General features: G+C 67.9%; 29 protein-coding genes. 11 read left to right on the forward strand and 18 right to left on the reverse strand.

What is annotated here, in order from left to right:
• Nucleotides 1–72: 72 nt before the first annotated feature.
• Both EDD33_RS20820 and EDD33_RS19665 read right to left on the reverse strand, forming a co-directional pair.
• Nucleotides 73–456, reverse strand: a complete 384-nt coding sequence (locus tag EDD33_RS20820) for a GNAT family N-acetyltransferase (RefSeq protein WP_425463845.1) — start codon at nt 454–456, stop codon at nt 73–75.
• A gap of 12 nt (nt 457–468) precedes the next feature.
• Nucleotides 469–798, reverse strand: coding sequence for a hypothetical protein (locus EDD33_RS19665; protein ID WP_148076977.1), 330 nt, complete (start codon nt 796–798; stop codon nt 469–471).
• 373 nt (nt 799–1171) lie between these two features.
• Here EDD33_RS19665 and EDD33_RS08685 point away from each other — a divergent pair, with 373 nt between their 5' ends.
• Entirely contained in the window at nt 1172–1609 is a 438-nt protein-coding gene (locus EDD33_RS08685) for a hypothetical protein (RefSeq protein WP_148076978.1), read from the forward strand.
• Between the two features lie 57 nt (nt 1610–1666).
• Here the strand turns inward: EDD33_RS08685 and EDD33_RS08690 are convergent, their stop codons facing one another.
• Both EDD33_RS08690 and EDD33_RS08695 read right to left on the reverse strand, forming a co-directional pair.
• Nucleotides 1667–2653 (reverse strand): hypothetical protein, encoded by a 987-nt coding sequence (locus EDD33_RS08690; protein WP_123390124.1) that lies wholly within the window; start codon nt 2651–2653, stop codon nt 1667–1669.
• Nucleotides 2654–2951: 298 nt separating this feature from the next.
• Nucleotides 2952–4064: a hypothetical protein gene (locus tag EDD33_RS08695; protein ID WP_123390127.1), complete on the reverse strand. Its 1113-nt coding sequence runs from the start codon at nt 4062–4064 to the stop codon at nt 2952–2954.
• Nucleotides 4065–4571: 507 nt separating this feature from the next.
• On the opposite strand from EDD33_RS08695, the gene EDD33_RS19670 reads away from it, so the two are divergent.
• From EDD33_RS19670 to EDD33_RS08720, 5 genes are all read left to right on the forward strand, one after another.
• Complete coding sequence (locus EDD33_RS19670; RefSeq protein ID WP_148076979.1) at nt 4572–5222, forward strand: hypothetical protein; 651 nt, start codon at nt 4572–4574, stop codon at nt 5220–5222.
• Nucleotides 5210–5407, forward strand: coding sequence for a hypothetical protein (locus EDD33_RS19675; protein ID WP_148076980.1), 198 nt, complete (start codon nt 5210–5212; stop codon nt 5405–5407). The genes EDD33_RS19670 and EDD33_RS19675 overlap by 13 nt, the downstream gene beginning before the upstream one ends.
• A 109-nt stretch (nt 5408–5516) precedes the next feature.
• On the forward strand, nt 5517–6050 hold the full coding sequence (locus EDD33_RS08705; RefSeq protein ID WP_123390130.1) for a hypothetical protein: 534 nt from the start codon (nt 5517–5519) through the stop codon (nt 6048–6050).
• Nucleotides 6051–6506: 456 nt separating this feature from the next.
• Nucleotides 6507–7391, forward strand: a complete 885-nt coding sequence (locus EDD33_RS08715; RefSeq protein WP_148076981.1) for a hypothetical protein — start codon at nt 6507–6509, stop codon at nt 7389–7391.
• Between the two features lie 204 nt (nt 7392–7595).
• Nucleotides 7596–8126, forward strand: a complete 531-nt coding sequence (locus EDD33_RS08720) for a hypothetical protein (RefSeq protein ID WP_123390136.1) — start codon at nt 7596–7598, stop codon at nt 8124–8126.
• A gap of 926 nt (nt 8127–9052) precedes the next feature.
• On the opposite strand, the gene EDD33_RS08725 is transcribed toward EDD33_RS08720, so the two are convergent.
• The 9 genes from EDD33_RS08725 to EDD33_RS08765 form a co-directional block, all read right to left on the reverse strand.
• Nucleotides 9053–9739: a DUF4396 domain-containing protein gene (locus EDD33_RS08725; protein WP_211332479.1), complete on the reverse strand. Its 687-nt coding sequence runs from the start codon at nt 9737–9739 to the stop codon at nt 9053–9055.
• 219 nt (nt 9740–9958) lie between these two features.
• Nucleotides 9959–10483 (reverse strand): hypothetical protein, encoded by a 525-nt coding sequence (locus tag EDD33_RS08730; protein WP_148076982.1) that lies wholly within the window; start codon nt 10481–10483, stop codon nt 9959–9961.
• Between the two features lie 259 nt (nt 10484–10742).
• Entirely contained in the window at nt 10743–10928 is a 186-nt protein-coding gene (locus tag EDD33_RS08735) for a hypothetical protein (RefSeq protein WP_148076983.1), read from the reverse strand.
• Nucleotides 10929–11013: 85 nt separating this feature from the next.
• Entirely contained in the window at nt 11014–12615 is a 1602-nt protein-coding gene (locus EDD33_RS08740; RefSeq protein WP_123390145.1) for a signal peptidase I, read from the reverse strand.
• Nucleotides 12616–12677: 62 nt separating this feature from the next.
• Complete coding sequence (locus EDD33_RS08745) at nt 12678–13292, reverse strand: TasA family protein (protein ID WP_123390147.1); 615 nt, start codon at nt 13290–13292, stop codon at nt 12678–12680.
• Between the two features lie 612 nt (nt 13293–13904).
• Nucleotides 13905–14126 carry a hypothetical protein gene (locus tag EDD33_RS08750; protein WP_123390149.1) on the reverse strand — a complete coding sequence of 74 codons (222 nt, stop codon included), beginning with the start codon at nt 14124–14126 and terminating at the stop codon, nt 13905–13907.
• The gene (locus EDD33_RS08755; protein WP_148076984.1) at nt 14123–14671 is read right to left on the reverse strand and encodes a hypothetical protein; all 549 of its coding nucleotides are present in this window, start codon (nt 14669–14671) and stop codon (nt 14123–14125) included. The genes EDD33_RS08750 and EDD33_RS08755 overlap by 4 nt, the downstream gene beginning before the upstream one ends.
• Before the next feature lie 98 nt (nt 14672–14769).
• Nucleotides 14770–15693 (reverse strand): ABC transporter ATP-binding protein, encoded by a 924-nt coding sequence (locus EDD33_RS08760; RefSeq protein ID WP_123390153.1) that lies wholly within the window; start codon nt 15691–15693, stop codon nt 14770–14772.
• Nucleotides 15684–15986, reverse strand: coding sequence for a carboxymuconolactone decarboxylase family protein (locus tag EDD33_RS08765; protein ID WP_246003435.1), 303 nt, complete (start codon nt 15984–15986; stop codon nt 15684–15686). The genes EDD33_RS08760 and EDD33_RS08765 overlap by 10 nt, the downstream gene beginning before the upstream one ends.
• A 99-nt stretch (nt 15987–16085) precedes the next feature.
• On the opposite strand from EDD33_RS08765, the gene EDD33_RS20825 reads away from it, so the two are divergent.
• Nucleotides 16086–16553 (forward strand): sigma factor, encoded by a 468-nt coding sequence (locus tag EDD33_RS20825; protein ID WP_211332481.1) that lies wholly within the window; start codon nt 16086–16088, stop codon nt 16551–16553.
• Between the two features lie 26 nt (nt 16554–16579).
• Complete coding sequence (locus tag EDD33_RS20305; protein ID WP_211332482.1) at nt 16580–17104, forward strand: sigma factor-like helix-turn-helix DNA-binding protein; 525 nt, start codon at nt 16580–16582, stop codon at nt 17102–17104.
• A 100-nt stretch (nt 17105–17204) separates the two neighbouring features.
• On the opposite strand, the gene EDD33_RS08775 is transcribed toward EDD33_RS20305, so the two are convergent.
• A complete protein-coding gene (locus tag EDD33_RS08775; protein ID WP_123393205.1) occupies nt 17205–17780 on the reverse strand; it encodes a helix-turn-helix domain-containing protein in 576 nt (191 codons plus the stop codon).
• A gap of 226 nt (nt 17781–18006) precedes the next feature.
• On the opposite strand from EDD33_RS08775, the gene EDD33_RS08780 reads away from it, so the two are divergent.
• The 3 genes from EDD33_RS08780 (at nt 18007) to EDD33_RS08790 (ending at nt 20309) form a co-directional block, all read left to right on the forward strand.
• The gene (locus EDD33_RS08780) at nt 18007–18537 is read left to right on the forward strand and encodes an SAM-dependent methyltransferase (protein ID WP_123390155.1); all 531 of its coding nucleotides are present in this window, start codon (nt 18007–18009) and stop codon (nt 18535–18537) included.
• Between the two features lie 53 nt (nt 18538–18590).
• A complete protein-coding gene (locus EDD33_RS08785; protein ID WP_123390157.1) occupies nt 18591–19118 on the forward strand; it encodes a DinB family protein in 528 nt (175 codons plus the stop codon).
• A 411-nt stretch (nt 19119–19529) separates the two neighbouring features.
• The gene (locus EDD33_RS08790; RefSeq protein WP_211332483.1) at nt 19530–20309 is read left to right on the forward strand and encodes an alpha/beta fold hydrolase; all 780 of its coding nucleotides are present in this window, start codon (nt 19530–19532) and stop codon (nt 20307–20309) included.
• A 230-nt stretch (nt 20310–20539) separates the two neighbouring features.
• On the opposite strand, the gene EDD33_RS08795 is transcribed toward EDD33_RS08790, so the two are convergent.
• The 4 genes from EDD33_RS08795 to EDD33_RS08810 all read right to left on the reverse strand — a co-directional run bounded on the left by EDD33_RS08795 (nt 20540) and on the right by EDD33_RS08810 (nt 26298).
• Nucleotides 20540–21151 carry a TetR/AcrR family transcriptional regulator gene (locus EDD33_RS08795; protein ID WP_123390159.1) on the reverse strand — a complete coding sequence of 204 codons (612 nt, stop codon included), beginning with the start codon at nt 21149–21151 and terminating at the stop codon, nt 20540–20542.
• A 774-nt stretch (nt 21152–21925) separates the two neighbouring features.
• Nucleotides 21926–22843, reverse strand: a complete 918-nt coding sequence (locus tag EDD33_RS08800; protein WP_170169743.1) for an SDR family oxidoreductase — start codon at nt 22841–22843, stop codon at nt 21926–21928.
• A gap of 208 nt (nt 22844–23051) precedes the next feature.
• Nucleotides 23052–24422, reverse strand: a complete 1371-nt coding sequence (locus tag EDD33_RS08805; protein ID WP_246003654.1) for an MFS transporter — start codon at nt 24420–24422, stop codon at nt 23052–23054.
• 337 nt (nt 24423–24759) lie between these two features.
• Nucleotides 24760–26298 (reverse strand): aldehyde dehydrogenase family protein, encoded by a 1539-nt coding sequence (locus tag EDD33_RS08810; RefSeq protein ID WP_123390166.1) that lies wholly within the window; start codon nt 26296–26298, stop codon nt 24760–24762.
• Nucleotides 26299–26339 lie beyond the last annotated feature (41 nt).

The raw sequence follows: 26339 nt of genomic DNA on the forward strand, positions 1-26339 counted from the left end.
ACTCACGACCGCACCAGCCGCCTGCGGACAGGCACCGGTTCTGGCCGGAGTCGGCTCTAAGCGACCCGACCCCTATTGGTGCAACAGCGAGCGTGTCCACGCCACCTCCTGGCCCAGCTGGCCAGTGCGGACGAACAGCCGGACCTGGTGCGTCTCGCCGAGAGCCTCAGCCCAATGTTCAGTGTTGCTGGGCTCGAAGCCCAGCTTCTCCCAGAACGGGCCCGAGCGTCGCGAGAACAGCCACGCGCGAGACGCACCGGCAGCTGCCGCCTGCGCCAGCGGGAGGGTAGCCAGCTGCGACTCCAACCCTCCTCTGCGCCGTCCTGTTGCCACCGCGACACTTCGCACCAACGCGTGGTGCCTGTCGCGGCTGAGCTCGAACCCGGTGCTCCCGCAGATGACGCCGGCGGCATCGCGTTGGACCCATCTGAGACCGACCCGACCACCCTCAGGCACGCACCACCAGGCCTATCCCCTCGGGCCGCGGAGCTCAGCCTGAAGCAGACCACCGGCCTGGTAAGTCGCGTGCGCGTTGCTCCAGCTCAGGTGTGTGTGATGTGGACGTGCCCGATTACGGGCGACGCGGTCCTGCCAGGTCAGGACCAGTAGAGGTCCGGCAACCGGTACGCAGAGCAGCATGATGAGGCCGATCACTCCATGCGGCAACGTCACCTTGCCTCGGAGCAGTTGGACGAGCACCACCACGACGAGGGCGACGTCGAGCATTGCCAGGCAGTTGACAAGCACCTCGGTGAGGCTGGGACTCAGGGGGTCGGGCACTACGGCCTGGTCGAGCATGCGCAAAGCTTCCTGTGATCATGAGGTTCTCGGAGGGACGATACGTGGCGGGTGACTTCGCGGGGCGGGAACATTTCGCGTCAGTGGGTGCGCGCCCGCATCACACCGTGATGCTTGAGTGCGGCGAGGCACTGAGGCGTTCACAGTTGTCGTGGGAGCGGCTCGCAAGGTCTAAGTCGTCGGTCTGAGAACGCGCAGTTCCGCCTCTCCGGTCCGGGCACCGGGGTCACCGGGGTCACCGGGGTCACGGATGCGGACCTCGAGAACCACGTCGGCGTAGCGCACCGACTCTGGTCTCAGGCGAGGAGGTTGCCACTCGCGTGTGAGCCCCGAGAACCGCCGCGGCAACCGCCGGCGCGGGCACAATGCAGTCGTGACCCAGACCCGGCTCCCAGCGGGCACCCGGCGGCGCTCGCCGCGACGGGTGTGGGTTGAGCTAGCGGCCGGTGCGGGTGCGTTGGTCGTCGGAGCCTTCATCTGGTCCGCCCCTCGCGGCGACGTGGCCACGCCCGGGCCGGAGGCGACGCCGGAGCAGGTCGTCCGTGCGTACATCGACGCGGTCAACGCGCGCGACTTCGAGACCGCCAACACGATCGACGCGCGCCCCGGAGACCTGGGCCGGTTCAGCCGGCCGATGAAGACCCACGATGTCGAGATGGGCCAGACCCTGACCGAGAACGGCCGACCGCACGTGCTCTTCACCGCTGACTTCGACGGCGGTGACGGAACCGTCGAGGACGGGGTGTGGGGGTACTACCTCGAACGCGGACGCGATGGGTTGTGGCACATCATCGACGCCGGGGTTGCCTGAGCGGGAGCTGGCGGGCCGGCCGCTGCGACGGGCCACGAGGACGTCCGCTGCCTTTGCTCACTCGGGTCGTGACTGCGGGTCGAACGTGCCGGCCCGAATCTCGGCGACCAGGTCGCCCGCCTCGAGTTGGCCTTCCTGCCAGTCGCCCATGAAACCCCACACGGGCCGTTCGCGCTTCTTGCCCACACGGAACACGGTCAGCTGGCAGCGTTCGGCGGTGCCCGGCCGCTGCACACGCACGAGGACCGCGTTGACGGCGCGCCAGAACACATTCGCGCCCGGTCCACCGTTCGCGGGGCCGATCAGGATCGGTGTGGACACGGCGACCGTCTTGAGGCCCTGGATGTGGAACCACCTACCGCCAGGGTCCTGGACCCACCGGTCGAACTGCGTCTCGCCGTCGAAGTCGAGGTGGTCTTGTCCTCCACCCGGCTCGCCCATGGGTCGACGGTGCCGCACTCGCGACGGGGCCGCGCGCGGAACGGGCTGGCCTCTGGTCTGAGATGCAGCGCTGCCCGTGCGCTGGTCTGGCTCCCAGCAAGACGTCTGCCCCACGAGGTCGAGGGACGCGGTGCCCGTGACCCGGTCGACACCGGCGAGCAGGTCCAAGGCGCCAGGGTTCAGGGGCCGGCCGTCCATGGTGAACGCCAAGGCCTGGTAGGGCTGTAGCCGCAACACGATTCGCTCGGTCGCCTCCGGACACACGAACGGGCCGAAAGCGCCGGCTGTCACCGGCCCACCAGCGGACTCTTCACGCTCTTCGGGCACGCTGCCCGGCACTTGATCGAGCGTCGTCGCCCAGATGGTCTCCAGGGACCTGGGACGAAGTTCGACCACGGCGTCGACGTACAGGTGCGACTCCTGCTCCGACAGCCCGGGCCGGACCTCGTAGGTCACCGAAAGCACGGGCTCTCCGCGGTGACCTTCGATGTGACCCGTGATCCTGGAATAGGGCCTGTCATCGGATCGACCGTCGTTGCGGACACCGGTGATCAGGAACCGGTGACCGGGCAAGATCTCACCGCAGTCCAGGCGTAGGTCCACGCGTGCTCCCTGAGAGTCGAAGAAGAGTAGATCCGAAAGGGTCGGTCGGCCGCAGCCGCAGCAGCGTTAGCGACCATGATGCGCCGCCGGCCCACACACCATCGCTCCCGTCTCCTGGTCAGCGCGTCAGGGGCCGGGCAGACGTCGATGAGTACCGCGGAGACGTACTCAGGGCGCGCGTGTGCAGGCGTGCTCTGCTTCCCCGACCAGAACCTCGCACCGTGTGCCCCACCGCGTTACCTCGTGCAGGCGCGGCGTCATCGTTCGGTTCCCGCCAGGGGGTGTCAGCCTCACCTATTCATCGTGTCCCGAAGTCGGCGTGGTCGGCGATGGCCAGCTGGTAGTTCCAGTAGGTCTCCATGTCGGCTGCCCACTCCGCGGGTAGCCCCGCGTGCTCGAGGGTGATCGTCGTCCACGCCTGACCTTCGGCATCCCTGGTCTGGGTCAGCGTCGTGGTCACCATTGTTGGCGCAGCATGCGCCCGAGTGATCCGCGGATCGTTGACCCGTACGTTCGCATGGCCGCGCAGCCACACCCACTCGCGTACCGCGCGTTGCGGTTTCGCCACCTCCAGGAAGGTGGTCTGCACGGCGCCGTATCGGCCCGTCAGTTGGTCTGGGTGCTTGTGGGCGTACGACCAGTTCGGTGCACCGAGCTCGTAGTCCGTCCGCGCCGAGTCCGAGAAGCTCCAGCTGGGACCGTCGACGTACACGTGACTCCAGCTGGTCAGGTAGGAACACGACAAGAACAGCCTCCGTCTGGTGCCCCTGATCGTGCGCTTCACCACCACCGTGGTGACCCGTCCGGACAACACCCTCGACCCGGGCGCGCCGTCTACGTCACGACCGATGCGTCCCGCGGCCGCCAGCCCCGCCGCCTCCCCGGGTACGACGAGCGGCGGCGTGGGGTGCAACTGCTCAAGGGCGTACAGGCTGCGAAGTCGGAGAACACTCGGGGCTTGCGGTGGGGCGGACCACACTGCGACCTCGTACCACTCCACCACTTCGTCGGTGTGCGTCGGAAACCTTTCTTCATCGTCACGCGGCAGGTGACTGCGGCCCTGCGCGCTGACTCGGAGCCGGTACTCCCCCGGCTCGGCCACGAGGGTGACGGACGGATCGCCGTCGATGAGCTCGCTCACCTGGAGCGGGGTGCTGACGGTGATACTCAGCTCGACCACGTCCTCCCACCGCGGACCCGGCTCCCCGGGAGCGCGCGCCAGGACACGGGTGACCACGTCGTACGGACCCCACTGGTCGCCCGTGTGAATCAGCAGGTCGTGCGAACCCTCGATGCGTGAGACCAGCGTCGTGCCCGCGAGCTCGTCGGCCCCCGGCAACACGGCAACGTCTCGTATCACCAGGGCGGCGTCCTGCCCGTCGATCACGCCGTGCTCGTCACGCTCGGTCATCGCTCCCCCACGACATGAGCCTAGGACGCTGACGGCAGTTCTATCTGCCCTTCGCCGACCGTTCCCAGCCGAAACAAGGGTCGAACCGATGCGGTCCGATGACCTCAGGAACCCTTCTGGTGTCCATCCCCCTGTGTCGATGTGACCGCTCCCCGAGACCCCGGTCTGATTCCCTGGCGCCTCCTGCGGGACACGCCAATGGGGAGCCATCCCCCACGTGCGGGGTATCTGCCCAACGACGCGGCCACTCGTGCCCGTCCCACCTCGGAGCTACCGATGCGCCTCACCACCACCTCGCCACCTGCCTGAATCACCGCGGCGCTCGGCCTCGGACTGGGTCCCCTGCCGGCCCAGGCAGAGTCGCGCACCGTCACCGACCCGGCCGGCGACGTCCGCCGCTTCGTCCTCAGCGAGGACGAGGAATGGGAGCAGACTCCCGTCGACGAGGCCAGCGACACCCCCGACGGCGACGTCGTCAGCGCCACCTACCTGCACACCAAGCGGCGCATGCTGCTGTCCATCAGCTACGCCGCCCTGCCCAGGACCGACGCCCTCCGCGCCTGGAGCCTCCGCCTGCAGGGCCGCAACGGACAGCAGCGGCTCCTCGAGGCCTACACCGGCATGGGAGCCGGGCTCCCGGTCGAGATGAGCCGCCTCAACAACGGCAAGTGCGTGTGTCGCGGAGAGATCAAGCGGCACGTCTTCTACCGGAGCAAGCGCATCGAGATCAGCTTCCCCGCCACTGCCTCGGAGCCCCGCTGCATTCCGTGTCGCCCATGTCGGTGTCTGCCTGGAGTTCGACGACTCGGCCGAGGACGCCCGCATCTACTACGACGACGCGCAGTGCAACGGCGGCTCGCTCGACCAGGTCTTCCGCAGGTTCTCGCCCTGGGTCTGGCGCAACTAGCGACGCAGCACCAGGCCGAGAGGGGTGGACGCACGGCACAGGAACTGATCAAGCTCCTGACAGTCATGGAGTCCACCGACCACGGTCCACAGCTGTGTTGGACCGTCATGCAGTCGAACCCACCCCAGGGCCGCAGGCCCGACATCAGCATCTGGAACTGGTCCGACGTCACCGGCCACGACTCCGAGGACGGAACCACCTGGGGCGACTTCACCGTCGGGGCACGTACGCCGACGGGGTGTTCACCCTGACCCGCCCCCCAACCCCGGAACCCCTGAACTGGCTGCAGCGCGACGCCTACGGCACCCGTTCGGCCGAGGTGGCCGCCCGCGGTGCTCACCCTTCAGAGGCGATCCCCTGGATCGCCCGCGTATCGCCGCCCGGCGGCTGGCCCGTCGTCGACGCCGCAACCACCACGCAGGAAACTCTCGAATAGACGATGGAGACAGCTCCGACGCTCCTCGGGATCGTGGACGCCCGTATCCAGCACCCGACTGTTGCGCGCTTGGGCAACGATCACCGTCGCAGGTCCGTAGGCTCGCGACATGGCTGACGTGGTGTTGGGACGGGCCGGGAGCCCGGTGCTGGTCGACCTCAACGTGTGTGCAAAGACGGGGCGCCGGACCAGCGACCGCGTGGAGCGTCGCGGTAGCACGATGCCGGCATGGGTCACCCTCTTGCTCCTCTTCACTGTCGTCGGGTTCTTGTTGGCGGGTGCGATGACATCTCGGTCTTACCGCGTCACGCTGCCCTTGGAGCATGCGGTCCACGACCGTTGGAGACGCAACCGGCGACTGGCGTGGGCAGTGAGCCTGGTCGGCGCTGGCGCGTTCGTTTGGGCAGAGTCGGGCGGGACCGCGGCAGATGGGCTGTGGGGCGGAGTGGGACTCGCGCTCTTCCTCGCGGGACTAGTTGGCGGCACGGTGAACTCCACGATGAACAACGTGGGTTTTCGTATGACTCGCCAGGATGACCTGGTCCTCACTCGAGCACACGACAACTTCGCTCGGGCAGTGGCCGCGGCGACGGTCGAGGCGATGCCGCCGGCAGACCGGATGGACCAGCGGAGGCCGGGTTGATCCGTTCGCCGGCAGCCTGCGCGCGGTCGCAGAGGCTGGGCACACCCAGAGCGCTAGTCAGAACCAGTGGACCATGTCCCTGGCGAACCGCAGGAGCCTTGGCAGCCAGGTTGCCTGACGCTGCCACTCGAGCTCGACAGCAAGGGAAGTCGCCGACACGCCTGGTTCACCGTCCGGGCTCGTAGCCGGCTCGAGGTGCCCGGTGGGGATCGTCAAGCCGATGCGCAGAAGGGCAACGCGAAGCCGAATGGCGGCCTCAGCCTGGCTCACCCACTCATCATGTTGAACCGACACCGGCGCGTTCTGCCACCGGTTCATTGCGCTCGGGTAGCCGCGCTTTCTCGCAGCCATCGCTCCGGATCACCGCTCTCCTAGAAGCCCCCTTCACCATAGGAGGGTCCGCGACTCGTGGCGGGCCGGACGGGAACGTGTTCCCGCGCGTGAAAAGCGCGGTCCTTGTGGGGATCCTCCAGCGACTGGCACGAAGGCCGGCTCGCGGCTGACAACCTGACCGCCGATATCCGCGCCGGCAACGTCGACCCGGACACACGGACCGAGCAGGCACGACAGCAAGAGTTCCTCGATAAGGATGTTCCGGCGCAGCGCCGTTATTGCCAATACGGTCATCGGGTGGGGGTTGCCGAGGACGCCAGTGACGACGACTTGTACGCGTGGTTCATCGAACAGTTGGAGGGGGTCGCCAGCGAGACCGGACCGGGTGTGATCGAGATCGACTGGCGCCCGGCCTGGGGCCCAGCGCGAAAGGTGTTGTTGTTCCTCACTCGGGAGCAGCTGCGGTCGGTGGCCTGGGCGGAGTACGACTACTTCGACGACTCCCACGACCAGGTCGTGCCGCGGACCACGACGCCGGTCAGAACCGGGATGGCGCAGTTCAGCCTCGAGGCCGAGGAGGTGATCGCGACCCTCGAGGAGTCCGAGTCGTGGGTGTTCTTCGACCAGGGTCGCCTGGTGCCGTCGATCAGGCCGGAGTGGCCGCCCGTCCCGGCGTTCCTAGACGGGGTCCTCGTCACTGAACACACCCAGTCGGTGGCCGGGCGTGAGGAGTGGGGAACTGTCGACTTCTTCTTCGAGGAGTTCAGCGACGCGGCGGACCTTCGCCGGTTCCGCCGGTGGCTGCAGCGCCGTACGACCCGTCGATGGCCCCTGGTGCGTCAGCGCTTCGTGCTCGAGGAGCTCCAAGCGGTCGTCACGTCCTCACAGACCCACGTCGTCATCGGTAGCGACGGGTCTGATCACGACAACTGGGAAGACGTCACCGTTCCCGTCGCGGAGGTCTGGCACCTGTGCGACGTCCTCGAGGATCGCGGGACCCTGCTGTGAGGACACCTGCCCCCCGGGGCCCGTTCCCCGACCCGGCGCACTCACGGTCCGCTCTTGCGAGCAGCTAGTGGAGAGCGGTGGACCGTGCCCTCCGCCGACAGCAGACGCGTGGACGCCACGCAAGACTCTTAGGGAGGCGGAGGTACGCCGGAGGGAGACTGCCCACCGGCATCCCAACCAGACCGACCCGAGAGCGATGGGCCCGTGGCACAAGACCTGATCGGCTCCGGCACGGTCCTAGAGTCCCCCGAGCACGGTCCACAACTGTGCTGGGCCGTGATGCAGTCAAACCCGCCCCAGGGTCGCGGGCCCGACATCACGAATTGGGACTGGTCCAAGGTCACCGGCCACGAATCGGTGGACGGAACCACCTGGGGCGACTTAACCGTCGTGGGCACCTACGCCGCTGGCGCCCTCACCCTGACCCGACCCCCGACCCGGGAGCCACTCGAGTCGCTACAACGCAGGCCGGACGGCGCCCCGCCGCTTGACCGGGCCGGACACCGCGCGTGGGGCACCCCCTCGACCGCAGCAGACCAACGGCGCGTCACCAACGATGAGTTGCAGCGCATCGCCCGGGAGGTGTTCGCCGTGCCCGGCGCAGTCATGTCCGCCCCCGGCTTCCGGTGCGTAGACCTCCTGGTCGCCCATGACGACGGGACCCTGCAACGCGAACTCGACCAGCGGTACCAGCCCGGCATCGTCCGCGTCACCTCAGCCCTTCAAACCTACTGAGATCAATGACGCTGCTAGTCGCCCTCATCGGCACCCTGTCCGTTACCGGGCCCCATACTCCCGCGACCGTCAGGCGTCGCGAATCTCGTTCAGACGGACGGACTCCAAGCCCGGCGACGGCGTAGTTGAGGTCATCCCCCGGGCGAGCTTGGTCGGCACGCTGACCGCATGGTCACGCGTCCCGACATACGAGCGTTGCGTGTTCGGCCGCAGCGAACTCGCGGGACGGCGCGGACTAAGGCTCACAAGTAGTGGGCTGCGATGCGTAGGCATCGACGCTGTCCAGCCACGCACAAGAAGATTTGACCTCGAGACCCGCGGTCCCAGACGCCGAGTGGACGTCGACCCGGAGTTCGGCATATCTGCAGGTCAAAGGCCTGCGACCGTTCTCGGCGTCCGCCAGGACCGGGAAGACCCGACGCAATTGATGGTGAATAAGTGCGTCACCAGGGCGAAACAGTTCAAATCCCAACCCGCCCCTGACCTGCGTTTCCGCAGGTCAGGGGCCGTTTCTCGGTCGGGCTGACAGGATTTGAACCTGCGACCCCTTTCCATTCCGGGGGCTTCGACGGGCCTTGTCCTTCTTTGGCCGTGAGAGCTCTGACCTGCGCGAACACTCCCCCGGCCTGGGGTTTGGATCGCGGCGCTGGCCAATATCTTTGTGGACTTGAGACCGATTAATCGGTGAATAAGTGCGGCAGACTTCAGGCTGCGACGCGCCGGGCGTTTCGGGCGCTCACCGAGACCGCTCAGGTGCTGGTCGAGAACCACGCCGTGGTGCTCTCCCTCGCCGGCGTGGCCATCGCGGCGCTCATCAGCCACCGGTCCTGGGACTACTGGTCCTCGCTGGCCATCTGAGGGCCAGGCCAAGCGCCGCGCCCGGTGTCGTCGTGAGGTAGCAACGACGACACCGGGAGGTGGACGCCTCAGGCGGGGACGACCGACTGGTTTCGGCTCATCAGCCACTTCACCGCCGGGTAGCCCGTCACGAGCCCAACGATGACGCCCACCTGCATCAGGAACCAGAAGGTTCCCTCGGTGACCGCGGGCATCATGTTGTTGAAGTGCAACACCAGCATCCAGCCGACCATCCCGATGTCGAAAGCGACCACGGTGACGACTGCTGCGAGCACGGCCGCACCGACCGTGAGACCGCGTTGGGCAGGCGCGCGTCCAGCACGGCTGGCGGCTCGCTCGTAGACGGCGAGCATCGCGATGGCCAGGACGGCGATGGCCAAGATCATGGGCCACATCGACATCCCGGCGATGGTCCAGCCGACTGCGACGACGAACGGCACTGCGATGAGGTGAGCGACCGCGGACGCGCCGCCGCCGGGGAGCACCGCGACCGCTGCGCTGGTCGCCGTACTGCTGGCCGTGGTGGGGTGGAGGGCTGCGTGGTGCGTCGATGTTCGCCCCAGGCGCAGATAGGCCGGGATGGCGAACGGGCCGAGGTACAGCGCGGAGGTGACCCACACCAGCTCGGTGGTGGTGCTGCGGTGACACCGACCGAGCAGGTAGATGTCGGCTGCGATCAGGGCGACGCTGAGCAGGGACGCGGCGATGTAGATCCAGGCGACCGGGGTGAGCCAGTCGGGGAGGGCGGAACCCATGGGCATGTTCATGACGTGGTTGGTCCTTCGTGACGATGACGGTGTCAGTCCAGCGGCCCGCATCTCGCCCCAGCCGTGGAGGTGACTGTGGGGCGTCTGTGCGGTCGCCGTGTGACGTTTTTGGACGGCATCGGCGCACGAGGTGTGCGCCGGCCGGGCAGCGGGGGCCCCGGGGCGCGCTGCAGGGGCAGGCTCAGAGGCAGCGCTCTGAGCGACCTGTCAGACCCTGAACACGCACAGTGAGACGGGCGACGGGGTCAGCCACGGTGTACGTGGTCGCCCTCGACGACGCCGCGGTCCGGGACGGGGTGTCCGCGCGAGCAGCCCGATCAGGGTGTTGCGAGGCGACGCCATGAGAAGAGCCGCGAGACCGGTCAGGAAGAACCCGGCAGCGGCCGTGCACACGACGGTGGCGGTGATGCCCGCGCACATGTCATCGCACATCGAAGTCATCTGCGGCGTCGCTTCTGCAGCCGACGGCGCCCCGCCAGTGCCTGCAGCGACGGGTGACGCCGCCGCCGAGGACCCTGTCGAGAACCCCGTCGCGGGCCCTGTCGAGGACCTTGCCACGGGCACCCCGCTCATCCCGGCCATCCCGCTGGCGCTGTTCATGCCGCTCATGCCGCTCATGCCGGAGGACAGGGCGACGGCCAACACGGCGCACGTGAGACCGAGGGCCAGCGCGAGCGCCGCGCACATCACGATCCGAGCCAGGCGGGCGCTCGTAGCGGCGGGCGTGGTCACCTGCACAGGATACCGGGCCCCAACCCACGCCCACGCGACTTCGAGCGAGGCTCCCCCACGTCAGCCGAGTCACCTCGCAGGTCCCGAGGACGAGGTCTCCAGAGGGATGACTGCATACCCCCAAGAGGTACCTTCAAAGATATGGGACAGCCACGCCCGCGGCCAGCCGAGGTGGGCTCGCATCGGTGCAACGCGATCCCGGAGTCGGTGTGGTGTAGTTCGCGCTCGCGACACCGGTCGTGCTGTGGAGCAGGTGGCGTCAGCTGTCGATCGCGCCTGGATCCACCGCCGAGTCGCGGGCGGGCGTCGGTTCTGATCGCAACACCGACAGACCGTGGGACTCCCTCAGCTCGTCGGCGCCCACGATGATGTCGCGGTTCTGCTCGCTCAAGAGTCGCCGCCGCAGGTTGAGGGCTTGCGTCGACGTCACGTCGTACCGGGCCATCAGCAGGCCTCTCGCCTGCCCGTTCTGCACTTTGTGGGTCGAAATTTCACGCGGCGCACACGGCCCGTTGCGCGAGTCTGTCTGATTAGGGCGTATGACCTGCGTCGTAGTGCGCCTTGACGCGTGCCGCGCTCAGGGTCGTGGGATAGACGGCGAGTTCGGCGAGGTTGCCGTCGTAGTAGGCGTCGGGCGCACCGGTCCAGCTGGGGAGGTTCTCAGCACCGGCGCGCCAGTATCCGTTGAAAGACTGGAGGTTACCCGTGGCCGTAACCGTCTGCTGCACGCCGTCGACGTAGAGTCGCATACCGTTGGTGCCGGTGACGTAAGTGCCGACGAGGTGGTGCCACGCCCCGTCGTTCAATGCTGCGTTGCTGACCACTGTTGTCCGTGCGCTCCCGACCCCGAGGTAGACGCGGCCGTTGGCCCCGACGTACAGCTGGCGATCGATCGTGCTCGAGGCGTTCTGGCCGGTCGCGTTGCCGAAACCCAAGATTCGGCCGCCAGTGCTCGTCGTGGTCTTGATCCAGGCTTCGAGGCTGAACCGGGCTGGGCCCGCGACCTGAGCGTTGCCGTTGATGACGGCGGAGCTCAGCGACAGTGAGCGCTCCTGGGCCTCGGAGTCCAGCGCACCGGGTTGCCCCCAGGCGTAGGACCCAGACAGGGTGCCGTCGTTGTTGGCCGTGGTCTCGTCGTCCACCACGGTGCCGCTGGTCTCGTCGAGGCGCCAGAAGAACGATGGCGAGTCAGCTAGTACCGCAGTGCGGTAGGGGCGAAAGTCCGCGGCGGTGGCAAAGGCGCTGTTGCCGTTCGTTGTCGGCTCGAGGAAGGCGGCATAGGTCGTCTCAACGGTCAGTGTCGTTGCGACCAGTGCGCCCAAACTGGCAACGGCGATGCGGAGCACCCGCGGATGTCGCTCGATCATGAATCGCAGCGAGCTCGACAGCTGAAATCCCCCTAGGGCGGGTGCACGCAGGCGATCCCGGCGGGCGGCGGCGGCCGGGTCGAGGATGGTGAGGCCGGCGTCCCCGTCGGAGTCGTCGGCGTCGTCGGGACCGGTGCCGGAGTCGCCGGAGTCGCCGGGGTCGCCGGGGTCGTCGGTGTCGTCGGTCTCCGCGGCGTCGTCGGCGGTGAGCCGCAGCGGCGTGGTGGCCGCGAGGCCGAGGAGGAGCAGGACCGTCACGGCGATGCCGACGGGGGCGAGCTGCCCCTGGGCCAGCCAGGTGACGGGGAGGCCGACGTGGGGCACCCGGATCGCGGCGACCCCGAGGACGTCGTCGGGGTCGACGGGCGTGGAGTCGGCGGCCTCGTTGGCGTCGCCGCGGGTGACGAGCTTCCCGTCCTCGTCCCGCTGCTGGAAGCGGTGGGTCCGGGTCTTCTCGGGGTGGTCGGGGTCGGTCACGGTCATGATCCGGCCCTCGGTCAGGGTGGTGGGGTCGATCGGGCGGTCCACGACCACGTCGCCGACGTGGATGCGGGGCTCCATCGAGCCGGACATGATCACGCGGGGCGACCAGCCCAGGGCCGCCGGGAGCACGGACCAGACGACCAGGCAGAGCACGACCGCCAGGGCGGCGCGCGAGCCGGCGACCAGCAGCAGCCTCGACCAGCCGGGCTCCCCGGCCGGCGCCGCGGTGGCGGACGCCGGACCGGAGGCCGGTCGCTGCTGAGGGAGGTGGATCGCGCTCATGGTTCGCTTCCTTGACTGCTTTCCTGGGACCCGAGATCGGTGGCGGTCCGAACAGCCGGGGATCAGCTGTTCTGGGCCTCCCAGGTGAGGCCGATCGAGGCGGCACCGGACTGGTAGGTGTTGTTGGCGGTGGAGCTGAGCGTGTAGGTCACGCGGTAGCTCTTGGTCTCGCTGTTCCCGGCGGTGACGCCCGCCGGGGCCCAGGTGCCGGCGCCGGAGGCGAAGTCGGTCTTGCCCGAGGCGAAGGACGACAGCGAGCCGTTGAAGACGGTCGCGGCCGGCGCGGTGTCGGCGACGAAGCCGGCGCAGGCGGCGTTAGTGGCGCCGGCGCCCTCCTCGACCTTGAGGGTGATGACGTCACCGAGGCTCTTGGTCGAGGTGAAGCCGGTGCCGTAGAGCTTCACGGCCGAGGCCAGCGTGCCGGTCGAGGTGACCGTGATGCAGCGGGCGCCGGTCGCGCCGGGCTTGAGGTTGGTGGCGTTGAACAGCGCGGTGTCGGCGTCGTTGTCGGCGAGCTTGACCGAGCCGGTGGTCCAGTTGCTGGTCGGGTTCGACGTGGTGTCGGAGAACGCGGCGTACGTCGACTGCCAGACCAGCGCGCCGCTGGCGATGACCGCCACCGGGACGGAGGCGGCGGCGACGAGGCGCTTGTTGCGAAGAGCGGAGCGGACGGACATCAGGATTCCCCCTCAGGAACGTGACCCACGGTGTTGCGGGCCGGTGACAAGAGAGTGACGGGTGAACGACCGCCAGATCTACCTGAAGTGGTACATCAAGCCCATAGACGCTATAAGCGTTTATAAGGGACTAGACCGGCATCCCAAGTTCCGCAGCCTCACTCAACTAATTTGCACAACTACCTGAACAGGCCGTTGATACCTGGTTTACTTCTTCGGCTGCTCGGACGACCACGGGTCGTCCGGTCGCCTGACCGCGGGGAGCTCGGTCTACTGCGGGCCGAACCGGGCGTCTTCGGCGGCCTCGGAGTCATTCAACGCTGTCGCTCCGATGAGAACCTCGGGCCCTGCGCCCGACCTCGGGCCTACGCCGCACCTCCCACTCCCACTTCCCGCCTAGCGCCTGGCGCCTGGCGACAAGTTCGCCCGCACGAGCGACGTCGTCCGCATGACACAAGACTCACCGCGTCGCTACCGGCAACACACAGGTCGCTACGTGGGGCCGTCCCTATGCGCGCACCCCGCGCAACCAGCGTCACAGGGGTCGTGATCGGTTCATGAGACGCATCCAAGCCGCCGACGGAGCGGGGCGTCAGGGCCCGGCGGGCGGCGTCAGGTGAGGTCTCGCCGGGTGAAGGACAGGTAGGTGCAGGCGGCGGCGCCGGCGGTGTAGACGCACAGGGTGGCCAGAGCGCGGGTGCCACTGATTTCGCTGAGCACGCCAGGTGTGACGCCGACCGCGGCCGGCTGGGCAACGGCACCGATGAGGGAGCCAGCAGCGGTGCCCGGGAGAAGATTGGTGAGGAGTCCGAGCGCAGGGAGAATCAGCGTCACCCCGCGGAGCAAATTCTCGATGACCAGGGTCCAGATGAGGGCCAGTCCCGTCGGAAGGCCGGTACTGCGGCGAGGACGCCCGAGGCACAGCCTAGGAGGAGCCACGTCTCGAGGACGACGAAGCCAGCCGCCGCGCGTTGCAGCAGCGCCGTCGCGGTTGGTGGGGTGGTCGGGAGGCCCTCGATGTGGGCGATGGCCAGCGACGTGGCAAGCGACTGGGCCATCACCACGACGACGAGGGCCGCGGTGAGTGTGGTCGCCGCGGCGAGAGCGCCACCAATGAGCGCGCGTCGTGGGACGCCCTGGGTGGCAACTGTCTTCCAGTGGTCCCAGCCGTAACGGCTCCCCGTTGCGAGAACCCCGACGACGGTCATCATCGCGCCGCCGAACAGGGGCATGGCCTGGACGGCGACGTCCGGCGAGCGGCTCGGCGACATCTCTGACGCCAAGAGGTAGCGGGCGGTGCCCTCTGCCCCAGGAAGGTCGACCGACCCGGTGCGGAAGCTCAAATAGGGGAAGGCGTACGCGAAGAGGAGCTGCAGCACGAACCAGGAACCGACGACCGTCCAGATGGCCGGCCATCCCCGCAGCAGTCGAAGCTCGGCGGCCCAGACCCGAATCGTTGCCCCGCCCGGTCGTCTGCTCATCGCGTCGGGCACAGCGTCCGACGCAACTCGTCGTAGACCGTCCGCAGGTTCCGGCGCGCCGGACCCACCTCCCACACGTCGACGCCTGCCTCCCCGAGCGACTGCACGAGCCACGGCGCGGACGACTCATCCGCGGCGTCGACGAACAGGCCCCGCTCGTCACGCCCCTGCTTCAGCACCACCGCGGGATGCGTCCTGCCCAGCACGCGCGCTACCCGTCCGTGCGGACTCGCGCGGAGGCGGACCCGCGCAGGGCCAAGGATGTCGGCCAGCGACCCGTCGGCGACCAGACGGCCCCCCAAGACGATCCCGACGTGGGTGCAGCATTCCTCCACGTCGGCCAGGGCGTGGCTGGACACCACGACGGTGACGTTGGCGCGGCCCAATTGCCCGATCAGCGCCGTCATCTCCTCGACGCCGGTCGGAACGAGGCCGTTGGAGGGCTCGTCGAGCACCAGGACGGCAGGCTCGCTTAGCAACGCGGCGGCCACTCCGAGGCGCTGCTTCATACCGAGGGAGTACGTGCGGTACCGGTCGTCGGCCCGGTCGAGCAACACAACCTGGCCCAGGGACCGCTCGACAGAGCCGGCGTCGACCCCCCGAACCCGAGCCAGGTGACGCAGATTTTCGCGCCCGGTGAGATGGGGGACGAACCCGGGGGTCTCAATGAGCGCACCTAGCCCCGCCGGCGTGCGGCGGGCGCTCACCGGACGCCCGCCGACTTCGACGCGCCCCGACGTTGGCTCGACCAGGCCGCACATCATGCGCAACAGAGTGGTCTTGCCGGCACCATTGGGCCCGACCAACCCATAGACGCTTCCCCTGTGCACCTGCAGGTCGACACCGCGAACGGCATGGCGCCCGCCAAAGGTCTTCGTAACGCCGTACAGGGTGACCGCAGGGTCGTCGGCTACCCCCACGTGGCGCCCGCGGGCTCCCGCACCGTGGCGTTCACGCGGTTGAAGAAGTTGGTCAGCGCGATCATCGTGACGACGGCGCCAAGTTGCACGTCCTCGAGGTGGGCCGCGGCAGCTTCCCAGATCTCGTCGGTCACAGCATCGGCCCGGTCCGCCATGCGGGTCGCGGCCTCGGCGAGCGCCAAGACGCTGCGCTCAGTTTCGCTGAACAGCCCGGACTCACGCCACGCCACCACCTGATGTAGGCGCTCGTCGGTCTCGCCGTGCTTCTTCGCCGATCCGACACCGGCGGACACGCAGGCGCTGCAGCCGTTGACCTGGCTAACCCGAAGATGCACCAGCTCCGCAGGCCGGCGTCCACGCCGGTCGCGTACATCGCGCCGTAGATACCTTGGATGGCCGGAACCACGCCCGGCAGGAGCGTGGCTGGGTTCTTCATCCGTGCTGTCATCGTCACTCCTCTGTTACCTGTCGGCCTTTCGGCCCGTCACCTGGTCGACGGAGCCCTCGGCAGAAAGGTGACACCGGTGGACACCGGAAAGGACGGCCCCAGCGGGGCCCACCTACACGAAGACCTGGCACGCGTCTTCGGCAAAGAGCGTTTGCGCCTGACAACGATTGCGAGCCGGCTAGTCGGGATCCACGACGAAGCGGAGGACGCGGTGCAGGAGGCCAGGCTGCGACTGCAACGCGTTGACCCCGCAAGCGTTGACAACGCTCCCGCCTGGCTGACGACCGTCGTCAGCCGCATCTGCCTGACCTGCTGCGGGCACGCTCGGCTGCGAGGACGCGCGAGGAGGCCTGGGAGTCCATGCGGGTCGTGCCCGAGCAGGCTGCCGCTCCGCAAAACGAGGCCGAACTAGCAGACTCCGTAGGCCTAGCCAGGCTCGTGGTGCTCGACAGCCTGTCCCCCGCCGAGCGGGTGGCGCTGGTACTGCACGACGTTTTCGCTCTCCCGTTCAGCGAGGTTGGGTCGGTCCTTGGACGCTCAACCGATGCCACCAAGATGCTCGCCAGCCGAGCAAGGCGCAAGGTCCGCGGCCACGACGGGGTGGCGGACGACCAGCATCTCCGACGACGGGTCGTCGACGCATTCCGTGCCGCGGCCCGTGACGGAGACATTGACGCCTTGCTCCGCGTACTGGACCCCGAGGTGCAGCTGCGCGTCGACTCTCCCGCCGGCCGGGTGCAGGTCGAGGGCGCCGAGGAGGTTGCGCGACGCGCGTCCTACTTCGCCGCGCGCTCGGGCCCGACCACCGACGTCGTCGTCGCCGGCCGCAGCGGAGTCCTGGCCCGCGACCACCAGGGCGCGGCCGTATCCCTCCTGGTCTTCGATGTCGAGGGCCAGCAGATCATCACCATCGACGCCCTGACCGACCCCAGCACCCTCACGCACATGAGTCTGCCGTTGTAACGCGACGCCCCGGTCAACCGCCCTGGCAGCGGCCTTGCGTCGTCCACCTCCGACCAACCGGGCAACGGCGTCTCACCTCAGCGCGATTCACGAGGAGCCGCTACCTGGACCGGGCTCGCACGTGTGCCCGTTCGCCCTGGCGGCCGAACAGGATGAGCAGCTCGACCGGGAGGCCGTCGGCGCTGCCGAGGGCGTGAGGCAGGCGGGTGTCGAACTCGGCAACCTCGCCCGGTGCGATCTCGAGGTCCTGGTCACCCAGGACGAGCCGCAGCTTGCCGTTGAGGACGTAGAGCCACTCGAATCCTTCGTGGGTCTTTCGGGTGGGGTCCGGAGGCATGCTTCCGCTGGGGATGATCATCTTGTAGGCCTGCAACCCGCCCGCCCGGCGGGTCAACGGGATGAAGGTCATGCCGTGCCTGGTCATGGGCTTGAGGTGCACCCGAGGGTCGCCGGTACGTGGCGCCCCCACAAGGTCATCGAGCGGGACGCCGTAAGCGCTGGCCAGGGGTAGCAGCAGTTGCAGATTGGCTTGTCGTTGACCGCTCTCTAGCCGCGAAAGCGTGCTCTCAGAGATTCCTGTCGTCTCGGCTAGGTCGGCCAGGGTGATCCTGCGATGTTGTCGTAACGCCCGCAGGCGAGGCCCGACCGCGTCCAACACGCCTTCGATGTCGTCCATGGCCGCCATCTTGCCAAAGGCGCAAGATTTCGTGCGTTTCGTGCCGACCCGCGGGAAGGATGGACTCCACAGTCCATCCGAAGAAGGACGACCGAGATGACACCTAGACCTGCTCACGACGCCGACGCACCGGACAGCGATGTGGCCCACTTTTGGGAGGCCCACTACGAGGCGCGACCGGCGATATCGCAGGCGCGAGCCAACCCGATCCTGGCCGGAGTCGTTGATGCTCTTAACCCCCGGTTCCGCACTCGACCTGGGATGCGGTGCCGGTGGGGACGCGCTGTGGATGGCGGAGCGAGGCTGGCGGGTGACCGCTGTCGATATCTCAACGACGGCAGTCCATCGAGTCGCTGAGCGCGCCCGAACCATGGGTCTGGCCGACCGACTCACCACGATGTGCCTTGACCTAACCCGCAACTTCCCCAGCGGCAGCTTCGATCTGGTCTGCGCGGTGTACCTGCACAGCCCCGGTGCGTCGCCCCGCCAACGGCTCCTGCGCGCCGCCGCGCAAGCGGTGCTTCCAGGAGGCCGGCTGCTGGTCGTCGATCACGGGTCAGTGGCTCCCTGGTCGTGGGACCAGAACCCCGCTGCGTCCTTCCCCAAGCCACAGGAGGTCGCAGCCGACCTCGACCTGCACCCCTCGACCTGGATCGTCGAACGAGCAGACACCCCGACTCGACGCGCCACTGGGCCAGGTGGGCAGGACGCCGAGGTCATCGACCACGTCCTGACCTTGCGGCGCAGCTCCACCTAACCCGAGTACCTCGATCTCATCCACGACATCCGTTTCCCACAGGAGTACGAGCAATGACCAAGAAGGCGACAGTCACGAAGAAGCCCCCGGCCAGGCAGCCAAAGAAGCGTCGCCGCGACGCACCGCCGCCCTCGACCGGCAACGGCGAAAAGGACGTCCTGCTGGGCTTCCTGAACTACCTACGCGCCTCCATCGCGGCCAAGGTCGAGGGCACACCGGAGCCGGACGTGCGCACTCCCGGTGTGCCCTCCGGGACCAACCTGATTGGGCTGATCCACCACGTCACCCACGTCGAGCGGTACATGTTCCTCGGCGAGAACGTCACCGACTGGCCCGCCACGTTCCACGTCGCCGACGACGTCACTGTCGACGACGTCCTGGCCGCCTACCGTGCCGCGGTCGACGAAGCGAACGACGTCATCGCCGACTCCGGCCTCGACGAACCCACCCGACGTCCGACCCCGCGCAAGAAGGCACCGTCGATGAGGTGGGCGCTGGCCCACATGATCGAGGAGACCGGCCGCCACGCCGGCCACGCCGACATCCTCCGCGAACTCATCGACGGTCAAACCGGCCGCTGATCAAGACCCGACCCCAAGCCCGGTCATCGGGGGCGCAGGTCAAGGAACCGACCCACTGCCCCCGTCTCGAAGGGAACACCACATGTCGACCCGGCACCACCCCAAGCAGCCAGCGTTGGCCAGCACCAAGCCGTACGCGAAACCGGCCTCGATCGCGGCGGTTGTGACCGCCTTGCTCGTCGGTCTCCTCGCTGCCTGTGGCCCCTCGCAAGGGCCGCAGTCGACCTCCCCGACTTCCTCCGGTACCCCGGTCTCTGTAGCCGGCTCGGGTTCGGCTGCACGGGTGAGCGCGGGTCACGCGGCCGCCACCGCAGAGGACCAGGACTTCAACCGACGCTTCCAGCACAAGTTCGCCCGGGTCAACGGCGTGCGGATGCACTACGTGACCGGGGGCAGGGCCCACCGCTGGTTTTGCTGCACGGGTGGCCCCAGTCGTGGTTCGAGTGGCGCGGGACCATGCCGGCGCTAGCGAAGAAGTTCACCGTCTACGCCGTGGATCTGCCTGGGCTCGGCGACAGCCAAGGGGCACCCCCCTCCTACGAAAAGGCGACCCTGGCCCGGTACCTGCACGGCCTGCTGCGCGATCGCCTCGGACTCAGGAAGATCAACCTCGCCGCACACGACCTAGGCGCCGGTGTCGGCTTTCAGTACGCCGCACAGTTCCCCGAGCACGTCAGGCGGTACGCCCACCTCGACTACCCGCTGCCCGGCCCGGCGTTGAGCGCCGAGAAGTACCGGACCTTCAGCTGGCACCTGGCCTTTCACGAGCAGGAGAAGATCCCCGAGTTCCTCGTCGAGGACGACGTGCGCCGCTACCTCACCGAGTTCTACAAGCAGGTCGCCTACGGCGGCACCGCCTTCGGAGGACCCCGTGCCGCGTCACCGTTCAACCGCGCCCAGATCCGGGAGTTCGCCCGCACCTACCGCCGTCCGGAGGTTCTCACCGGTGGCTTCGAGCTGTACCGGACCCTCGACGAGGACGAGATCGACAACAAACGCGCCGGCCGGGTCCGCGTGCCCACCATGTTGATGGCCGCCAAAGGCGGGCTGGCCTCGATGCGAGCCACGACCAAGCCCCTGCTCACCAACATCCTGCGAGCGGTGGAGGTCCCCCGCTCCGGTCACTGGCTCCCCGAGGAGAATCCGCGCTTCGTGACCACAAGGTTTCTTCGCTTCTTCGGTCGTTCATGACCACCCGCACTAGATGGCAGCCCCAGCCAGACCAGCCAGACCAGCGAGACCAGCGAGACCAGCGAGACCAGCGAACGAGAGGTTGTCAGCATGAGCGCCAATGAGCAGACCTACGACACGGTGGTGATCGGCGGCTCTGCCGCTGGCCTGGGCGGTGCGCTGGCGCTGGCCCGCTCATGCGCGTCCGACCCGCAACCCGGTTGAGGGACGCACGTGAGCGCTAGTCGGTTCTAGCGCGAGTCGGCACGAGCTTGCGCTTTCGACCCGGAAGCGTCCAGGTCGTCCAACACGGAGCGAAGGACAGCGAGCGTGTCGTGCAAAAGCTCGGATAGGGGGGCTGGCTTGTCCTCGTCGAGCCAGCGACCGATGGCCACGCTGAAGACGGTCGCGGTGACGTGAGCGACGAGGGTCGCCCTCAACTCATCGAGCCCGCGCTGTCGAAACCCGTGGCTGATGGCCTCAGACAGCGCTGACATCTTGCGCAGCTCGCGTTCGCGCAAACTCTCATCGGCGTGGATAACGGCGCGACGAGTCCGGAAGTGTTCGATGTCGCCACCGAACTGTTCGCTAGCCACGGTGTCGAGTCCCCCGGCGATGACCGCGATGGGGCTCAGTTCGGGCGGAGCCTCGGCGATGATCCGGCGCGCTAACGCTGGCAGTGAGTCGCCGCTGTCGAAGAGAACCTCACGCTTGTCGGCAAAGTGACGAAAGAACGTGCGCGTTGTCAGACCGGCACGTGCGGTGATCTCCGGCACCGTTGTGGACGCAAACCCCTGCTCGACAAACAGCTCGAGGGCAGCGTCGGCGAGGCGTTCCCGCGCGTTTGGCTGCCAGCGGCTCATGCCGTCACCCTAGGTGATGACATGTCATGTCAGCAGGTGTGTGCCTAGCGCGCCACGCTGTCGCCGATGGCAGGGTGCGGCCCGACCGCAAGCAGTGCGTGGTCGCCTCGCTGGGATTGATGCACCTCATCCGTTCTCGCCGTCCAAGGAGCCCGAAAATCAAGGAGCGCACCTGCCTGGCGAGGCGCGGGCAGAGCGAAGTTCGCCCGCCTCGAGCCGCGCGAGGAGTAGGCGTATCCGGTCGGGCGCGGAACAGATCGATGCCCCCATGACCCCAATTCCAGGTGAGCTTCGGTCGCCGCCCTCGGCCGGTTTCGTGAACTGTGACTTACGGGGCGCGGGCCGCGGAACAGGTTGTTGATGTGTGCACTGACGAAGGCATCGTCGAGGGGCTGGTCGGAGAGGAGCAGGCGGTGATGGCATGCCCGCCACAGCTGGTCCGACCGCGACGTCCAGTTCGGCCGTGAGCTGCCCCCTGGGTCTGAGCCATCTCGGGACGCTCTACCGCGAGCGCTCTGCGGGGACCTGAGTAGCGCTCGCGATAGGCCTCCATGAGTCTGGGGGTCGGACTGAGCAGGTCCGATCAGCTCAGCGAGCGATACTCCGGCCCACCTGGGTCGAGGTGAGCAGCGTGGCGAAGGCATGAAGTTGGGTGCGCAGATCCGCCTCGATGTCGCCGGTGTCGGGGAACCTGAGCGTCTGCCCGACTCTGTGAAGTACCCGTCCGCCACAAGCGTGCCGGCCGAGGGCCACAGCTTGTAGATGGTCGGTCCCTCATCTCAGCGCGTGTTCGATCGCCTGGCGGTAGGTCTGGGGCGTGCGCGAGAGAATCAGACGGATAGGTTTCGGATCACCGGACATGTCGACCTGCAGGCTGTCGACCAGGCCCGTCATGGCGCCCCGCGGCATCGAGGTCGCGCGCTCGATCAGTGGCGCCGCGGACCGGAGCAGACGGCCCGGAAGGTGGACCTTGACCGGGCGCCGGCGGCCAAGGCGTTCCGCGGCGACATCGATCATCTCGCCGATGGTCATGACGTCGTCGGAGCCCACGTCGTAGTGATGGCCGAAGGATCGGGGATCGTCGAGCACACCGGCCAGGTAGTAGGCCATGTCGTCGACGGCGATGGTGCGGAACCGCTGCGTACCGCGTCCCAGAACGATGGCAGCCCGTCCCCGCGCTCCGCGCGCAACGGCGTCGAAGCCGGTCCCTCCCCGCCCGATAATCATGCCCGGCCGGATGACCGTGACATCCAACCCGGTGGCGAACAGACGCTGCTCGATCTGCGCTCTGCCGCACACCCAGGCACTACGCGCGTCAGTCGCGACGCCGATGGAGGTGACGTACATCAACCGGCGGATACCGACATCACGGCACCCATTGATGACGTTCTGAATGCCCGCCGTCTCCACGTCCATGAAATTCTGACCTGACGAGCTGTGCGCTTGGGGTGACAAAGTGTGGATGCAGATGTAGACGGCCTGGACCGACTCCAGGGCGGTCGCGACCGCCGCTGGGTCCAGGATGTCGCCGGTGGTGACCTCACAACCTGCGTCAGCTAACTCTTGGACGCGGGTTGCGTCGCGGGCCAGGCAATGGACCGTCCGACCCTCAGTGAGCAGCTGCCGAACGAGATGCCCTCCCACCAATCCCGAGGCTCCGATGACCAGGACTTTCTCGATGCTGTGAGGCACAGCCACTCCTACTGATCAAACGCGGTAGCGGGCCAGTGAGGACACCGCGTGTCATCACGTTACCTGAAGACATGACATGTCATCAATGCGCGTGGAGTTTCGTCGCTGGGAGAAGTTCGCTTGCGGACCCTCACCGGACCGTGACCAGTGCGGGATCGTCTCGCGGGGCATGCGGGTGCGGGGCCGGGTCGAGCGTATTGGGGTCGCGTCAGTGACTCACCGAGGGGTCGCGGGGGATCAGAGCGCCGCAAATGACAGCACCGCAGAACAAGATCGCTCCGGCGACGGCGAATGCGACCGTATATCCGTGAATGGTGGCCGTGTCTGACGCGGGCACCGTGGCGGTAGCGGTGATTGTGCCCGCGATGCTGGACAGCAGGGCGGCGCCGAGGGAGCCACCGAGCTGCTGGGTGGCGTTCATGGTGGCCGAGGCGATGCCGACGTCGGCCGAGTCCACGCCGTGGGTGGCCAGGTTGAAGGCGGTTGGCACCGCGCATCCCATGCCAATGCCCATCAGTAGGACCTGTCCGAGGATATCGGCGGCGTAGTTGGCACCGGCATCGAGCTGGGTGAGCCAGGCCAAGGAGAGCGCGCCGCAGATCAGTCCAAGGGCGATTACGGGCGCGGGACCGGTGCGGGGCAGGAGTCGGTCGGCGAGCAGGTGGGCACTGGCGAGGTTGCCCACGATTAGTGGGAGGAACGCCAGACCGGTGAGGGCGGCAGACAGGCCGAGCTGTTGCTGCAGCACGAAGCTGAGGAACAGCACCATGGGAAGCATGCCGACGATCATCGCGAACGCGGCCAGGAAGGCGCCGCCGCGGCGACGGTCCAAGACAACCCGCAGCGGAAGCAGAGGCGAGGCAACCCGGCGCTGGATCTGGACGAAGAGGCCGAGTACGAGCACCCCGGCTCCGAGCGGCGCGAGCACCTGCGGGTCACGGAGCTCGTGTCCCTCGGCATTGGATAGACCGAGGACAAGCAGGAACAGCCCCGCCACGACCGTGATCGAACCGGGCAGGTCGAGCGCCGGACGGCGCTCGGCGTCTAGGCGCGGCAGGACCGCGGTCCCGCCCGCAACTGCGAAGGCGCATAGGGGCAGGTTGATGAGCAGGCACCAGCGCCAGCTGGCGTACTCGGCGATTACTCCGCCAAGGACCATGCCGAGGGCGAAGCCGGTGACAGCGAGCCCGGCGAACACTCCGAAGGCTCTAGCCCGGTCGCGCCCGGCCGAAAAGATGCTGGAGAGTAGCGACAGGGCCGATGGTGCGAGTAGCGCGGCGAAGGCGCCCTGGAAGGTGCGGGCGGTGATAAGCGTCGCGAAACCGGGAGCCAGGCCACCCAGGGTGGAGGCGGCAGCGAACCCAAGGGCGCCGACGAGGAAGGCGCGTCGGCGTCCGATCATGTCGCTGACCCGACCACCGAGGAGGAGCAGGCTGCCGAAGGCCAGGGCGTAAGACGTCACGACCCAGGTCCGCTGAGAGTCGGCGAAGCCTAAGTCGCTTTGGGCGGAGGGGAGGGCGATGTTGACGATGGACGTGTCCAGGGTGGCCATCATCTCGGCCACGCCGAGCACCACCATCACAGCCCACGCCTTCCCAGACGTCGGGGGGGCTGACCTCGGTCGTGGTGTTGGTCGGAGAGCCTTGTGCATCATGGTGTGTCGTGGTCATGGAGAACTCCTGTGGGCAGGCGTGAAGGGGCGCGCGAAAGTGCACGCGTGACTGCGAAGGACTTTGTCGAGCGGCGGTCATGGCCGGCGTGGTGGGCAACAAGGCACTGCGAAGGGCGCCGCTCAGGTCGCAGAGGAGGTGTGGCCGGCCGGGCGACTCGGCCGGCCGCCCACAGAGCAGATGTCGGCCGCCTGGGCACGGCGGCAGTGTGCCGCCCAGCGGTGTCCCCGCGATGCCTACCGTCGCCTAGAGGGCGATGAGGACGGCCTTGGACTGGGTGTAGGCGTCGAGGACCTCCAGGCCGCCTTCGCGGCCGACACCGGACTGCTTGTAGCCGCCGAACGGCAGGGCCATGTTGGCCTGCTCCCCCCAGGTGTTGACCCACACGGTGCCGGCCTGGATCGCTGCGGCCATCTGGTGGGCGGTCGTGAGGTTCGTGGTCCACACCGAGGCGGCGAGGCCGTACTGCGTGTCGTTGGCCTGAGCGATCGCGTCGTCGATGTCGGTGAAGCTGGTCACGACGCCAACGGGTCCGAAGATCTCCTCACGCACGACCGTCATGTCACGGGTGACGTCGTCGATCAGAGTCGGGGTGAAGAAGAAGCCCTGGTTGCCGTAGCGGGTGCCGCCCGTGACCACGCGTGCGCCCTCTGCGACAGCGCCGTCGACATAAGACTGCACGCGGTCGAAGTGTGCCTTGGTTGCCAGCGCACCCACCGGCGAGCCCGGCATGAACGGGTCCAGGGGCGCGAACGCCTCGACGGCCTGGGCCAGCAGCGTCGTGAACTCTTCGCGGACCTCCTCTTGGACCAACACCCGGGATCCGGCGACGCAGGCCTGACCGGCATTGCCCAGGAATGCCACGGCCGCGCCACGAGCAGCTGCCTCGAGGTCGGCGTCGGCGAACACCACGGTCGGGGATTTCCCACCCAGCTCGAGGGTGACGTTCTTGAGCGTTCCGGCGGCTACCTGCTGCACGTGCTTGCCGATGGCGGTCGAGCCCGTGTAGGCGATCTTGGCGACGCCCGGGTGCGCGACGAGCGCCTCGCCCGCCTCGGCACCGAGACCGGTGACGACATTGATGACCCCGGCGGGCAGGTCGGTCGACTCCAACAGCTCGGCGAGCCGCAGGGTGCTCAACGATGCGGTCTCGGCGGGCTTGAGTACTACCGTGTTCCCAGTGGCCAGGGCCGGAGCGAGCTTGCTCGGCAGTTGGGCCATGGGGCCGTTCCAGCCCCAGATGATCCCGACGACACCGAGCGGCTCCTTGCGCGTGTACCCGAGCCGGTCGTGCGCGGTGGGCACCGTGGTCCCGAACAGCTTGGTAGGCCAGCCCGCGTAGTAGCGGAAGATTTCAGCGGACTCAGCCAGCATCTGGTCACTGATCATCCTCGGCACCCCCATGTTCACGGAATCAAGGATCGCGAGCTCCTCGGCGTTGACCTCGATCAGGTCGGCGATCTGACTCAGCACGCGACCGCGGCCATCGGCACTCATCCGCGCCCAGGCCGGGTCGAGCAAGGCCTGTCGGGCCGCGACGACGGCAGAGTCGACGTCCTGCGCCGTGCCGCGCGGCACGCAAGGCAGTGCACCCTCTGTGGCCGGGTCGATGTTCGGCAGCGTCTCACCGCTCGCGGCAGGGACCCGCTGTCCGGCGATGTGCATCAGGTGCAGCTCGGCGTCGAGGAACGTCGGCAGGTTCCGGCGGGCGTCCAGGTTGATCTCCGGAAGCGTCCCGCCGGGGGTCTTGCGGGCGGCCGGGGTGGTCTTGAGGTCCAACGTCATGGCTCTGTCCTTTCCTGCAATGGTCCCACCCGAAACCGGAT

Origin of the sequence: Nocardioides aurantiacus, assembly GCF_003752505.1 — a bacterium.
In the GTDB taxonomy this organism is placed as follows: Bacteria; Actinomycetota; Actinomycetes; order Propionibacteriales; family Nocardioidaceae; genus Marmoricola; species Marmoricola aurantiacus.